This is a genomic window from Paenibacillus sp. OAE614, assembly GCF_040546645.1.
In the GTDB taxonomy this organism is placed as follows: Bacteria; Bacillota; Bacilli; order Paenibacillales; family Paenibacillaceae; genus Paenibacillus_AQ; species Paenibacillus_AQ favisporus.
This window is the reverse complement of sequence record NZ_JBEPOD010000001.1, coordinates 6,153,723-6,168,511: the sequence shown is the minus strand read 5'-3', so window position 1 is coordinate 6,168,511 and position 14,789 is coordinate 6,153,723. Positions and strand designations below refer to the sequence as shown.

General features: G+C 57.5%; 7 protein-coding genes and 2 pseudogenes. All 9 read left to right on the top strand.

Annotated elements, in window-relative coordinates:
* Nucleotides 1-53 precede the first annotated feature (53 nt).
* Entirely contained in the window at nucleotides 54-2,810 is a 2,757-nt protein-coding gene (locus ABIE48_RS28290; protein WP_192715933.1) for an alpha-mannosidase, read from the top strand.
* 30 nt (nucleotides 2,811-2,840) lie between these two features.
* A pseudogene (locus tag ABIE48_RS28285) lies at nucleotides 2,841-3,116 on the top strand (mandelate racemase); the annotation flags it as partial.
* A gap of 409 nt (nucleotides 3,117-3,525) precedes the next feature.
* A pseudogene (locus ABIE48_RS28280) lies at nucleotides 3,526-3,894 on the top strand (enolase C-terminal domain-like protein); the annotation flags it as partial.
* Between the two features lie 12 nt (nucleotides 3,895-3,906).
* The gene (locus tag ABIE48_RS28275) at nucleotides 3,907-4,053 is read left to right on the top strand and encodes a hypothetical protein (protein WP_354520785.1); all 147 of its coding nucleotides are present in this window, start codon (nucleotides 3,907-3,909) and stop codon (nucleotides 4,051-4,053) included.
* Nucleotides 4,054-4,079: 26 nt separating this feature from the next.
* Nucleotides 4,080-4,940 (top strand): NAD-dependent epimerase/dehydratase family protein, encoded by an 861-nt coding sequence (locus tag ABIE48_RS28270; RefSeq protein WP_192715931.1) that lies wholly within the window; start codon nucleotides 4,080-4,082, stop codon nucleotides 4,938-4,940.
* 210 nt (nucleotides 4,941-5,150) lie between these two features.
* Nucleotides 5,151-9,497, top strand: a complete 4,347-nt coding sequence (locus ABIE48_RS28265) for a glycosyl hydrolase family 28-related protein (protein ID WP_354520103.1) — start codon at nucleotides 5,151-5,153, stop codon at nucleotides 9,495-9,497.
* Nucleotides 9,498-9,752: 255 nt separating this feature from the next.
* A complete protein-coding gene (locus tag ABIE48_RS28260) occupies nucleotides 9,753-10,871 on the top strand; it encodes an ABC transporter ATP-binding protein (RefSeq protein WP_192715930.1) in 1,119 nt (372 codons plus the stop codon).
* Nucleotides 10,868-13,819, top strand: a complete 2,952-nt coding sequence (locus ABIE48_RS28255) for an extracellular solute-binding protein (protein ID WP_192715929.1) — start codon at nucleotides 10,868-10,870, stop codon at nucleotides 13,817-13,819. The genes ABIE48_RS28260 and ABIE48_RS28255 overlap by 4 nt, the downstream gene beginning before the upstream one ends.
* Nucleotides 13,816-14,787, top strand: coding sequence for a carbohydrate ABC transporter permease (locus tag ABIE48_RS28250; protein ID WP_354520100.1), 972 nt, complete (start codon nucleotides 13,816-13,818; stop codon nucleotides 14,785-14,787). Before ABIE48_RS28255 ends, ABIE48_RS28250 begins: the two co-directional genes overlap by 4 nt.
* Nucleotides 14,788-14,789: the final 2 nt, after the last annotated feature.

The window sequence follows — 14,789 nt, the reverse complement described above, 5'->3', positions numbered from 1 at the left end:
ATGCCGTACCCTCGTTAGCGCACTAGAAAACATACAAGAATGGGATGAAAGAGATGACCATAAAAACAGCGCATATTATTGCGCATTCGCATTGGGATAGAGAGTGGTATTTGCCATACGAAAAACACCGGCTGAAGCTGGTCCGCCTGATGGAGGATTTGATCGAGGCCTTCGAGCGGGACCCGGAGTTTGCCAGCTTTCATTTGGACGGCCAATATATCGTCCTGGAGGATTATTTGCAGATGATGCCGCACCGGGCGGAACAAGTGCGTTCGCTGGTCGAACAGGGGAAGCTGATCGTCGGCCCCTGGTACATTCTTCAGGATGAATTTCTGGTCAGCAGCGAAGCGAATGCGCGCAACCTGCTGATCGGGATCCTCCTTTCGAAAAAGATGGGGGGATATGCGAAAATCGGTTATTTTCCCGACTCCTTCGGCAATATGGGGCAGGCACCCCAGCTTATTCGCCAGGCGGGCATCGATGTGGCCGTATACGGGCGCGGCGTCAAGCCGGTGGGCTTTAACAACGAGGTCCAGTCCGGTAACGAACATACGTCAAAATACTCCGAGATGTACTGGGAATCTCCCGACGGCTCCCGGGTTTTGGCGATCCTGTTCGCCAACTGGTACAACAATGGAATGGAGATTCCGACGGACCCTGAAGCCGCGAAGGCGTATTGGGCGGAAAAGCTGGCAGCCGCCGAAGCGTTCGCCTCGGGACCGGAGCTGCTCTTCATGAACGGCTGCGACCACCAGCCGCTGCAGAAGGATCTGTCCAGGGCGCTGCGCACCGCCGCCGAGATGCTGCCGGACGTGGAGTTCCGCCATTCCAGCTTCCCCGAGTATATTGAAGCGCTTCGTCAGGCGAACCCGGATGCCCTCGATGTCGTGCGCGGCGAGCTCCGAAGCCAGTGGACGGACGGGTGGATCACGCTCGTCAATACCGCGTCGGCCCGGGTGTACATCAAACAGCAAAACGTGCGGAGCCAGACCTTGCTGGAAAAGGTGGCCGAGCCGCTCGCCGTCATGGCCCATTTGACCGGTACGGCCTATCCGCGGCACGAACTGCTGTATGCGTGGAAGACGCTGCTGCAAAACCATCCGCATGACAGCATTTGCGGCTGCAGCGTTGACGAGGTGCACCGCGAGATGATGACGCGCTTCGCCAAGTCGCAGCAGGTGGCGGAGTCGATCGCCGCGGACAGCGCCGCGGCGGTAGCTGCTGCCGTGGACACCTCCGGCTTTGACCCGGAATCGGCGCGGCCTTTCGTCGTCTTTAACACGTCGGGCCATTCCCGTTCCGGCGTGGTTCGCACGACGGTGGACATAGAGCGCCGCTATTTCGATCATCAGGCTCCGAACGAGAAATACGAAGCGTTCAAAGAAGAGTACCAGGCTTTTGATCCGGAGGAATGGATCGTAACGGACGAAGGAGGCAAGCCCGTTGAGGCTAACATCGAGCCACTCGGCCCGGTATTCGGCTATGACCTCCCGGATGACCGATTCCGTCAGCCTTATTGGGCTTTTCAGGTGGATGTGGAGCTCTATGTCAAGGACGTTCCAGGGATCGGTTATCGGTCCTACGCCCTTGTCCGCAAGGATTCCCTGGCCAAAGCCGAGTCCGTTTCGCCTGCTGCAGGCGGCGTGAACGCAGGCGGCAACGCGATGGAGAACCGTTATCTTCGGGTGGAGATCGCGGAAGACGGCTCCTTTACGCTGTTGGATAAAGTGAATGGCCGGAAGTATGAAGGGCTTGGCATTTACGAGGACACGGGCGACATCGGGAACGAATACATGTACCGGCAGCCGGATGGAGAAGCGCCGCTGACGACGGAGGGCCTTTCGGCGGGTATCCGGCTGGTGAAGCATACGCCGCTGGCCGCCGTATACCGGATCGAGCGCGTCTGGAACCTGCCGCTTGGAGCGGATGCGCTGCTGGACGAAGAGATTCGCTCCATGGTCCCTTTCCGGTACCGCAAATCCCGCCGCGTTAGCGAGACGGCCGGGGTGAAGATCGTCACGGAGCTCACCCTGGGCAAGGACAGCCGCTGCGTCGGCATCCGGAGCATGATCGACAACACGGTGAAGGACCACCGCATCCGTATGCTGTTCAAGACCGGACTGGCGGCGGCTCATGTGATGGCGGACTCCATTTATGAAGTGACGCGGCGCCCGATTCAGCCTGAAGCCGCGTGGAGCAATCCGAGCAACGCCCAGCATCAGAATGCGTTCATCAGCTTGAGCGACGGCAAAGCGGGCCTTACCGTCGCGAATCAGGGACTGAACGAATACGAAGTGCTTCCGGCGAATAACACGATGGCGGTCACGCTCGTGCGCGGCGTCAGAGAGCTTGGGGATTGGGGCGTATTCGCTACACCCGAAGCGCAGTGCCTGGGAGCGCACATCCTGGAAATGAAGCTGATTTCCCATGATGCCGATGTGGTTGAATCCGGCGCATTTATCGAGGCTTATCAATTCCCGGTTCCATGGACGGTTCGGCAGACGGGAGTTCACGGCGGCAAGCTGCCGGGGAATCATACGTTCCTCGAATGGGAAGGCGACCGCCTTGCCTTCAGCGCACTCAAACTGGGCGAGGAGAACGAGGATCTGATGTTCCGGGTATTTAACGTCTCAACGGCTGAGCCGTCTACTTTGTCGGTCAAGCCTTCATTCCAGGTGAACGGCGTCTATGAAAGCACCATCATTGAACAGCGCGGGGAAGAGATGGGGAGAAACGAGCAAAGCCGGTATACGGTAGAACTGGGGCCGGCAAAAATTCAGACGATCGGCATTCGGCCGGCTCTGCGTTAATATAGTCCATTTTGGGGAGGGGAAAGCGGTATGGCCAAAATAACGGCAGTACGCTGCATTCGAACGAGACATGATGGAAGCTGGGTCATCGTTAAAGTCATGACGGACCAGGACGGATTGTACGGCATCGGCTCGGCCAGCGATATCTACCAGCCGGGAGCTGTGGTCAGCATCATTGAGGAACTGCTGGCACCGGTGCTTATCGGACGGGACGCAGGCCAGATCGAGGACCTGTGGCAGACGATGTATACGAGCGGTTATTGGCGCAACGGCTCTACGCTTCATACCGCCATGGGCGGTATCGACATGGCGCTGTGGGACATCAAGGGGAAGGAAGCGGGGATGCCCGTGTACCAGCTTCTGGGCGGCGCGGTCCGTTCGGCCGTTCCTTGTTATGCGCATGCCAACGGTGCCACCTACGAGCAGCTGGAAGAAGAGGTGCATGCCTTCCAGGAGCAGGGCTTCGGCGTGATCCGCTGCCAGCTTGGGGGCTACGGCGGAGGCGGATTCGTCACTCCGCAGGGCGTATCGAAATTCCCTCCTGCCAGCGTGTTCGAGGAAGCGAGCTACATCACGGCGATCCCGGACATGTTCGAGAAGCTGCGTGTACGGTTCGGCATGAGCCTGGGCTTTACGCATGACGTTCACGAGCATCTGACGCCCTTCCGGCGCCGTCAGCTTATCGAGAGCGCTGGACCCTTACCGCCTGTTCTTCGTGGAAGACTTGCTGCAATCGGAGCATACGGGATGGTACCGGCGGGTCAAAGAAACGAGCACCACGCCGCAGGCCGTCGGCGAATTGTTTGTTCACCCGCAGGAGTGGCTCACACTGGTGCAGGAGCGCTTGATCGACTTTGTCCGGATGCGCGTCTCCAAGGCTGGCGGCATTACCCCATGCCGCAAAATTGCCGCCGTCTGCGAAGCTTTCGGCGTTCGCACCGCGTGGCAGGAAGGCGGGGAGAACGACCCGGTCAACCAAATCGCGGCCGCGCATCTGGACATGGCGATCATGAGCTTTGGCGTACAGGAGATCAACCATTTCCGCAGCGAGGAGAAGGAGGCCTTCCCGGGCCACGCGGTTTTGGAGCACGGGCATTTGAAGCTGAACGATAAACCGGGGCTTGGCATCGATATCGACGAGCATAAGGCGGCAGCCCTGGTAAAGGATCAAGGTTCCCTGGCAGCATACCATCACCCATACAAGCTGGACCGCAAGCCGGATGGAACGCTGATTCGTCCGTAAGGTCCGGCCGGAAGGAGGAAAAGATCATGAAACAAATCGTCGTGACCGGCTCGGAAGGAAAATTGGGCCACTACGTCGTTCAAGAGCTTAACCATGCAGGATACCGGGTCATCGGAACGGATGCCCGCCCGGCAAGCGGGAGAAACCGTTATGCCCGTTATGTCCAGGGGGACTTGACCCAGCTTGGCGAGGTGTACGGTATTTTGGCGGAGTCGGATGCGGTGGTTCACCTGGCTGCCGTGCCGAATCCTATCAACTTTTCGCCGGAGCGGATCTTCGCCAACAATGTCATGGCGACATACAACATCCTGGAGGCTTCTTCGAAGCTCGGCATCCAGCGCGTCGTATTCGGATCGAGCGAATCGGCCTATGGATTCTGCTGGGCGAAGCATCCCTTTCCGCCGCATACGCTCCCCGTTGACGAGGAGCATGTGCTGCTGCCGCAGGAAAGCTACGGGCTGTCCAAGCAGGTGAACGAACAGACGGGCGATATGTTCGCCCGCCGTACAGGTATGGAAGTCTATGCCCTCCGCTTCTCTTTGATTCTGGCGCCGAATGAATACGATCGGGAGATTGCTGCCTTCAGTGATACCGCCAGACATCACCGCATTCTATGGAGCTATGTCGACGCGCGCGACGCCGCTTCAGCCTGCCGGCTTGCGCTGGAAGCACCCGTGCAAGGACAGGCGGAGGCATGCCGCCTGAACGTCACATCCAGCGACTTGCTGAGCGATGCAAGCGTCAGCGAGCTGGCAGCCAAGTATTATCCGCAGGTGCCTTTTCCAGGCAAGGACCCAGGTAAGTTGACGGCGCTCGTGTCCAACGCCCGGGCGAAGTCAATCCTGAACTGGGAGCCTGCTCATTCCTGGAGGAACACCGGCCAGTAAGGCCGGTGTTCCTTAAGGTTCATAGGTGAAGCAAGCCGCCTGCTGAAAGGGGGAGATGCCGCAAGCTAAATTGGATACAGGACAAGCTCGGGTGTATTGCCGATGGTTATTTTGCTGCAAAATTGAAAGCGAATACAATCATGATCCCACAGCGAAGCAGCGTTGCTTTCGTGCAGCTTGATAAGCAAATCAAGCATGGGAGGAATAATCGTGAACAATCGATTGAGCTTTAGGCGCTTTATCGCGCAAATGACCGTCATCGTGATGGTCGTCTCCTTATTCTGGATGGCCCCGGCTCCACTTAGAGCCGCCGCCGATGGCGAGGATGCAGATGGCGGCAGCCAGCTTCCGCCATCCGCCCCGGTAACGGTCACCGATTCCGTATACATTACGCTCGGGGAAACGCCGGAAGGACAAGGCGTAACCGCCCGTCCGGGGGACGGTCCGGAGGAAGGCCTGCAGGTGGGTGAAATGGACGGTAAAACGTACTGGAAGACCAACCGAGAGGTCGATCCGAGTCAACCTGGAGAGAACATCCTTTATTTTTATTTCAACGTGGATGACGACTTCGCGGGAGATCTTAGCGACCAGGACGTTTTGGTAACGGCCGAATATTATGACCAAGGCAATGGGGACATGGTGCTTCAGTATGATTCCAAGCAGTCCGCTTTTAAGGACGCCCCGTTGTTTTCGTACGAAAATTCGGGGACCTGGAAGACGCATACCTTCAAGCTGAGCGACGCGCGCTTTGAGAACCGCACAAACGGTGCGGATTTCCGCATCGGCGTCACCGGCGCCGGAGCGAAGGCGCAGAATCCCGAGCTGTATTTGGCGAAGGTGACCGTGACGAAGCAGATCCGTGAACCGTCGGGGACCCACGAAACCAAGGTCTATGACACGGTATATCCGACGGACGATATCGTCATTGCCGACCGCAGTGTGACGGATTATGGTGCCAAAGGGGATGGGAGCACGGATGATACCCGCGCCTTCCAGGAAGCGCTGGCCGATGCGGGAAGCCAAGGTGGGGGCGTCGTGTACGTGCCTTCAGGCATGTACAGGCTGACAAGCGAGCTTGTCGTCCCGACAGGAGTCACGCTCCGTGGCGATTGGGCGAATCCGGAAGCGCAGGGCGGCAAGGTTCTGGGCACCGTTCTTGCCGTCTACGCCGGTAAGGGACAGGAGACAGGCACGAGCTTCATCAGGCTGCAGCCTTCCAGCGGCGTGACGAACCTGTCCATCTGGTATCCGGAACAAAACGCATCCGATCTGTCTCCATATCCGTGGACGATCGAACAGCTTCCCGGCGACAGTGCGACCGTCAAGAATGTCACGCTGGTCAATGCTTACCAGGGGATCAAGATCGGACCGGACTGGAACGAGCTGCATTACGTCAAAAATCTCTATGGTACCACGCTGAAGACAGGCATTTTTCTCGATTATACGACGGATATCGGACGGCTGGAGGGGATTCATTTGTCCCCGGATCTCTGGTCCGGCTCGGGCCTGACGGGATCGCCCGAACGCGGCGAACTGCATGATTACATGACGGGCCACGCCGAGGGCATCGTGATGGGCCGCTCCGACTGGGAATACATGTCGGACATCCATATTTCCGGATATGAGACGGGCATGCGGATGACGACGAGAACCGGCAGCCTTGAATCGGCCAATGCGCAGCTGTACAAGATCCAGGTCGAGGATTGCCATGTCGCGCTCAAAATTGAGGGCGTCAACAATTACGGCCTGCTGATTTCGGACAGCCGGTTTGAAGCCGGAGCCGGGCAGCATCCGATTGCCATTTACGCGACGCAGGGCTTCAATTCCATTGTTCAGTTTAACGGCGTTACGGTTGGCGGGCACCCCGATCAGGCGGTTCTGAACGAGGGCAGCGGCACCTTATCCTTCGAAAACAGCTCGTTCGAAAACTGGGGGGACGGCAGCGAGAACTATGCGATTGTCGCCCGTAGCGGATCGTTGATTCTGGGGGCTTCCAGCTTCGCCAAACCCGATCGCCATCTCCTGCTTGAAGGGAATGTCGGAACGGTAAATTCCATCAACTCGGGATATGACGGCAAGCTGTCCGTAACCAATCACAGCCAGTCGACGGACCTGAATATCCGCCAAGACGACAAGTATGTCCTGGACCGCCTTCCTGAGGTGCCCTCCGTGGATATCGCCGCACGTCCCAAACCGGCGACGAGCGGATTGTTTAATGTGGTGAATGCTCCGTACTCCGCCGATCCGACCGGGAATGAGGATGCCTCCCAGGCGATCCAGCAGGCTCTAAGCGATGCCGGTGACGCTGGCGGCGGCACGGTGTATATGCCGGCCGGGATCTACCGGGTCGAGCAGCCGCTCGTCGTGCCGACCGGCGTAGAATTGCGCGGCAACTTTGATGTTCCGCATCATACGATTGGCGGCGGCACGGTCATTTTTACGAACTACGGGGAAAATAAACCGGACTCCCCGGCGTTGATCCAATTGAAAGCGTCGGCGGGCCTTCGCGGAATATCCGTATATTACGACCATCAATCATGGACCGAAGCGAACCCGGTCAAGCCGTACCCATGGACCGTCCAAGGCCAGGGGAAGGACGTTTACCTGATCGATACGACGCTGGTCAATCCGTATCAGGCCGTCGATTTTGGATCCTACGATACGAGCGGGCATTACATCGATTACGTGGCCGGTTCCCCGCTGAAGGAAGGGATTTACCTGGGCGGAGGTGCGCAGGGCGGATACTTGCGGAACGTCCAGTTCAATCCGCATTATTACGGGCGCAGCAACTACCCGAACCATCCATCCACCGGCGCGGACTCCGACATGGTCTGGAATTACCAGAAGGACCATCTGGATGCTTTCCGCATCGGCAACGTGAAGCAGGAGACCATTTTTAACACATTCGTCTTCGGTTCGAAGTTCGGCATCCATTTCGAAGGACAGGACGGGCAGGGCCCTGAAGCCGTCGTGATCGGCCACGGCACGGACGGAAGCAAAAAAGGAGCCGTGCTGGAAGGCGCGGACAAGGCGGGACTCCAGTTCATCAACACGGAGCTGGTCTCGATCAGCACGACCGACAAAGTCTACGTTGAGGTCGGCAAAAACTTTAGCTCCAAAGCGGTGTTTTTCAATTCTTCGATGTGGGGCGATACGAACCGCTCCTTCGACATCTTCGGGGGTACGGTGCGGATTCAGCAGGCCAACTTTACGAAAGTCGGCGACATCGGCATTAACGCCGTCGGCGGTGACATCGGACTGTACGATTCCTATTTCCAGCAGTCCCAAACGACCCATGTGTATGCCGGGCCGGGCATCGACAAGATGGTCGTATCCAACAACCTGGCCAGCGGGGGACTTCAAATTCAGAACGATGCGCCGGGCAAAGTGTCGGGAAGCAATCTCTATCCTGTGACGCTGAAGTTAGAGAAGGGGCCCTTCGATCCTTCACACCCGGAAAATACAGGAACGGTGCTGTCGATAACCAATGCGGCCGGAGATGGAACGCTGAAGGGACAAATCGAATGGGTCAGCCCCGGCATGTATGAAAAAGCGCTGAAGCCGATCCGTTTTGACAATCTAAAAAAGGGCGAAACCCGCAGTGTGGCCATCCCTTACTTATCAGCCGATTCCCTGAAGTTCAGGGTTGCGCTGGATAACGGGGAACGTTATGAAACGTCGGTCAAGCTGTCCCAGTCCTTCGCATCGCGAAGCGAGACCGCGGACCACACGCCAACCATTGAAGTGTCCGGTCCGGAGCATTACTACAGCGTTGGCGGAAGCTGGGGAGGCGCCGATGATCTCGGGCTCACCTCCAAGGTCACCTGGGATGAAGCCCACTTGTACGTTAACGTAGATGTCAAGGACAACGTCCACAGCCAAACGTTTACAGGCGGCGATATATGGCAGGGCGACAGCCTGCAGGTCGGTATCGACCTGGCGAAGGAAGACGGCGCGGTCAGCCGCCAGGTGAACGAGCTCGGGTTTGCGCTGAACGAGGACGGCAGCGTGCAGAAATGGAGATGGCGTGCTCCGGATGGGATAACGCCGGGTCCGCTGGAATCCGTTCAGGCAGTCGTTACCCGCGACGAAACAACCAAGGTGACGCATTATGAGCTGACCCTTCCGTTTGAGGCGCTTCACGGTGCAGGCTACGATTTCCGCGCAGATAAACCGATTGGGCTTGCACTCCTTGTCAACGAAAATGACGGGGAGGGCCGGTCCGGATTCATGGAGTTTAACGGAGGTATCGGCACGAGCAAGGATGCCGGATTATTCGGCAATCTGTACCTCCTGCAGGACGATTATGTGAAGCTGCTGGAGAAATCCGCCCAAGCCAGTGTGAAGTCGGCCATGCACAAGAGAGAAGTCAGCACCGTCGATGCTGCTGCCAATTTCGTGCTTCTCCTGCCGGATGGGGGACTGAAGACATCCTTGCAGGCCCGGCTCGCTGCCATTGGTTCGAAACTTGGGACAGTTCCGGGCGGAAAGGGGCATCCGGGAGGACCGGGATCGAATGGAGGAGGGAATTCCGGTTCTGGTGTACCGCTTGTATAATCTGCTGCCCTAGGACAAACTGGCATGACATGCCTGTGCAAAGCATCGCTTTCGAGCGATCGTGCACAGGCTTTTTTTGCGTCCTAGCCGATTGCGATGATAACAGCCTAAGGTAAATTCGGGGGCCAGACGCATTCTAAACGCAGGACACGTTAAAAATGGACTGCAAACATTAATTCCGCCTCATTTTGGCCCTGTTATGAATGCGCTACCATTGAAGTAGAAACGGCAGTTAGATAGCGTGAGGTGAGAACGGTGGGAAGCATCACATTTAATCATGTATTCAAACGGTACAAGGGCGAATCCCGCCCCGCCGTGAACGACTTCCATTTGTCCATTGAAGAAGGGGAATTTCTTGTCCTGGTCGGTCCATCCGGCTGCGGCAAATCGACGACGCTGCGCATGCTGGCGGGGCTTGAGGAGATCAGCAGCGGCGAACTGTATTTGGACGGCAGATTCATCAATTACGTCTCCCCGAAGGATCGCGATATCGCGATGGTTTTTCAGAATTATGCCCTGTATCCGAATCTGTCCGTTTATGAAAATATCGCGCTTGGCCTCAAGCTCCGCAAGACGGCGAAGCATGAAATCGATGTGCGCGTGAAGCGGGTGGCGTCCATCCTGGAAATCGCCCATCTGCTGGACCGCAAGCCAAGTCAGCTGTCCGGCGGCCAGAAGCAGCGGGTCGCGCTCGGCAGGGCGATCGCCCGCGAGCCTCAGGTGTTTCTGATGGACGAACCGCTGTCCAATCTCGATGCCAAGCTGCGCGCGCAGACCCGGGCTGAGCTGATCAAGCTGCAGAGCGACCTGAAGCGGACGACAGTGTATGTCACCCACGACCAGGTCGAAGCAATGACGATGGGCACCCGCATCGTGGTGATGAAGGACGGGGTCATTCAGCAGGTAGCCGCCCCGCGCGCATTGTACGACGAACCGGCCAATGTGTTTGTCGCCGGATTCATCGGTTCGCCCCAGATGAACTTTCTAAACGGTACAATCGAGAAAAACGACGGAGACTACTATTTTTCCAACAAACGGATGAGGCTGCTCCTACCTGAGGCCACTGGCAGAAATTTGGAGCGGGCCCCGAAAGCCGTCCGGAACGTCATCTTGGGCGTACGGCCGGAACACGTCATCCTGAAGCGCGGCAGCTCGGAGGAAGCCGGCTTCATTACCGGGCTTGTGCAAATGACGGAAGCCACCGGCGCGGATTCCTATGTTTACGTGCAAATCGGTTCTTATCAAATGATCGCCCGTACCGATCCTGAACAGACGTACGCAGCCGGAGACGTGGTCTCTGTAGGCTTGCAGATGCACAAAATCCACTTTTTCGATGAGAGTACGGAGGAATTGGTGGGGAGAGGTGAGGCATGAAGAAACGTATCTTGCCCCGCTTCGCGCGCATTTCCCTGAGACTGCTGATCGTTGCCGCGCTTCTGTTCGGACTCGTCCGCTGGCTGTCAGCAGACGAACCTGCGGTTTACTCCACCAGCGTCACCCCCGCCGACCTGCTTGATTTGGCAAGCAAGGAAGGCGAGCTTTCTTACGCCCAGCTCATGAAGGGGCAGGAAGGCAATGCCGCTTCGGAAGAGAGGTCCATTCGGCTCGATCCGGTCAATTACAAGGCGGCATCCATCGATGCGGACCTGGCCAAGGAGGCCGAGAGCGGTCGAAGCATGCTGAGCTGGAGCAACGAATCCGGCTGGGTAGAGTGGACCTTTACGGTCCCCGAGGCTGGCTGGTATGAGCTCCATTTGGACTATAAGGCGCTGCCGGGCAGCGGAAGCTCCGTGATCCGCGGGGCCATGATCGACGGAAAATACCCCTTCGCGGAATCGGAGCGCATCGAGCTGGAGCGGATGTGGAAGGACGCGAAATATCCGTACGAAGTCAACGAAATCGGGATGCAGGTCCGTCCCCAGCAGATTGAACTCCCCGAATGGACGGACAAGGCGGCAAGCGATTATTCGGCTTCTTCCCGGCCGCTTCTGTACCGGCTTGAGCCCGGGCAGCACACGCTCAGGTTGACCGGAGAGAGGGGGGCAGTCGCGATCCGGGACATTTATTTCCGGACCCAGCAGCCGATCGCGGCCTATGCGGAATACGTCAAGCAGCAGCCTGCGATGAAGGCCCAAGAGAGCTGGTTCAAGCAGACGGAAGCCGAGCAGTTCCAGCGCAAGTCAAGCCTGTCCATTCAGACGGACCGCTGGTCGGAGCCGTACATTTCACCGGATCCCAAGGGCCGTATCACCTATAACGTGCTCGGAGGGAACCGTTGGAAGCAGCCGGGCGAGTGGGTGGAGTGGAGCTTTGAGGTTCCAGCCGACGGCTGGTACATCATCGATCTGAAAAACTTCCAAAACTACAGATCGGGGTTCAAAGCCTATCGGACGATCGAAATCGACGGAAAAGTCCCGTTCGAAGAGCTGCTTCATTACGGTCTGGCGTATCACAAGGAATTTGAAATATCGGCGATAGCGGATGCGGAAGGCAGGCCCTATCAGTTTTACCTGAACAAAGGGACCCACACGATGCGAATGACAGCCGATTCAAGCACGATGCAGCCGATTCTGATCGCGTTGAAGGATACCCTTAAGCAAATATCGGATTTCGACCGTCATATCCGGCTCATCACCGGCAATTACAGCAAAAGCGCCTCGGATGCCAATCTGGATGCCAGCCGCACTTGGGATATGAATAAATACGACCCCAATGCGGGCAAAACGCTTCAATCCTTGATCGGCCGCCTGAAGCTGATCCGGGACTACATTAACCGCGTCAATGAAGGCAGCTCAGACCTGTCGCAAGCGATCGCTTCAGCGGTGAGCATGCTGGAAGAGATGACGGCCGACGTCAACAACGTTCCGAACAAGGTGAACGATTTCTCTACGATCCAGGCCAACATCGGCACATGGATGTCCACGCTGACCCAGCAGCCGCTGATGCTCGATTATTTCGTGGTACGGACGCCGGATGCCAAAACCGGCCTCAAGGAACCTACGGCGCTCTCCCGGATTCCGTATTCCATCGCCGACTTCGCCCGTTCCTTTACGATGGATTACGACCTGGACGGGGAGAAGAAGGACGGGGCGCTAGAGATCTGGGTCGGCCGCGGCCGCGATTACGTCGATGAGCTGCGGGAGCTGGTGAGCCAGGATTTCACGCCGAAAACGGGGATTCAGGTCAACATCAATCTCATGCCGAATCCCAACATGCTGATTCTGGGCAATGCTGCCGGCGACGTGCCCGACGTGGCGCTCGGGCTGGCAGAGGCCACACCGGCCGATTATGCGATGCGGGACGCCGTTCAGGATCTGTCCTCATATCCGGGATTTGCCGATGTGATGAAACGATTCATCCCGGGCGCGTCGAGAGCCCTGACCTACAACGGCGGCACTTACGGCCTGCCGGAGGTGCAGAACTTCCAGCTGCTGTTTTACCGCTCGGATATTTTCGAGAGCTTCGGCTTGAAGGCGCCGGACACTTGGGACGACGTGTTTGACATCCTGCCGACGCTGCAGGAGAACGGCATGACGATGAATGTTCCGAAGGCGGATTTCGCCACCCTCTTTCTCGAAAACGGCGCATCGCCGTATACGCCCGACGGGCTGAAGTCCAGCCTGTTCAGCGATTCGGGGCAAAAAGCGTTCAAGCAGTGGACGCAGCTGTACACCAAATTCAACCTGCCGATCGACATACCGGCTTTCTTCCAGCATTTCCGTGACGGGGATATCCCGATCGGCATATCCGATTTCAACACGTATGTGCAGCTGCAGGTGGCTGCGCCTGAGATCACGGGGCACTGGAAAGTCGCGCCCCTGCCGGGGATCAAGCAGCCGGACGGTCAAGTGGCCCGCTGGTCGCCGCAGGGCCTGTCCACAGCCATGATCATGAAGAAGAGCGACAAAAAGGATGCGGCCTGGCAGTTTCTGAAATGGTGGACTTCCGCGGATGTCCAGTCGAGGTATGCCGGGGACATGGAGTCGTACTACGGCATCGAGTACCGCTGGAATACGGCCAATGTCGAGGCGATGAAATCGCTGAGCTGGCCGTCCGAAGACCTGAAAGCGATCCGGGAACAGGCCCGCTGGGCGGCGAACCTGCCCAATGTCCCAGGATACTACTTTCTGGCCCGTGAAATGGACTTCGCCTGGAACAAGACAGTATTTGACGGCGTGCCGGCGAGCGAATCGCTGGAAGAGGCCAGCCTGTCGCTGCAGCGGGAGATGGACCGCAGGCAGCGGAACTTCGGCATTGCGGGAGGAAACTTGCACGTGCCGCAGATTACCGAACCTTTTAACTGGGAGGAGGCTAAGCCGTGAAACCAGAAGTTACGCCCGCTTTGCCCGCCGCGAAGCCGCCATCCCCGGCAGCGGTCAAGCTGAAACGGTTTGTGCTGGATTTGAAGAAGGATGCCTTCTGCTACGCGTTCCTGGCTCCTTTTCTCATCTGCTTTCTCGTCTTTATCGTCATTCCGGTCGTGATGGCTGCGACGCTCAGCTTCACATCCTACGACGGATTCAGCAAGCTGCATTTTATCGGCTTTGACAACTTTATCGCGCTGTTTACACAGGACATTATTTTTCTGACCAAGGCGCTTCCGAACACGTTCGTGTTCGCGCTGATCGTCGGGCCGGGCGGGTATCTGCTGTCTTTCCTGTTTGCCTGGCTCATTCATCAGCTGCCGATGAAGGTGCGCGATTATTACACGCTGGTGTTCTATGCGCCGTCGATGGCGGGCGGCGTGGCGCTGACGGTCGTCTGGATTGCCGCTTTCAGCGGCGATCGCGTCGGCTATTTGAACAACTTCCTGCTGAATATGGGCTGGATCGATTCCCCGGTAACTTGGCTGCAGGATCCGAAGTACCTGCTGAACATTATGGTTCTGGTATCCCTCTGGATGAGCTTCAGCGTAGGATTTCTGGCGATGCTGGCGGGTCTGCAGACGGTCAACCGGGAGCTGTATGAAGCTGGACGGATTGACGGGATATCGAACCGGCTGCAGGAAGTGTTCTACATTACCGTGCCGTCCATGAAACCGCAAATGCTGTTCAGCGCCGTCATGACGATCGTTTCGACCCTGAAGGCCGGCAGCATTTCAACCCAGCTGACCGGGATGGCGATTACGCCGCAGTATGCGGGGCACCTCATCATCAACCATGTCGACGATTACGCGTTCATCCGGTTCGAACTGGGCTATGCTTCAGCGGTTTCGGTCATTTTGCTGCTCCTCAGTTACTTCGTGATGAGGTTTGCCTACCGGATGTTTAACTCGAAGGAGGAACTGTAAGC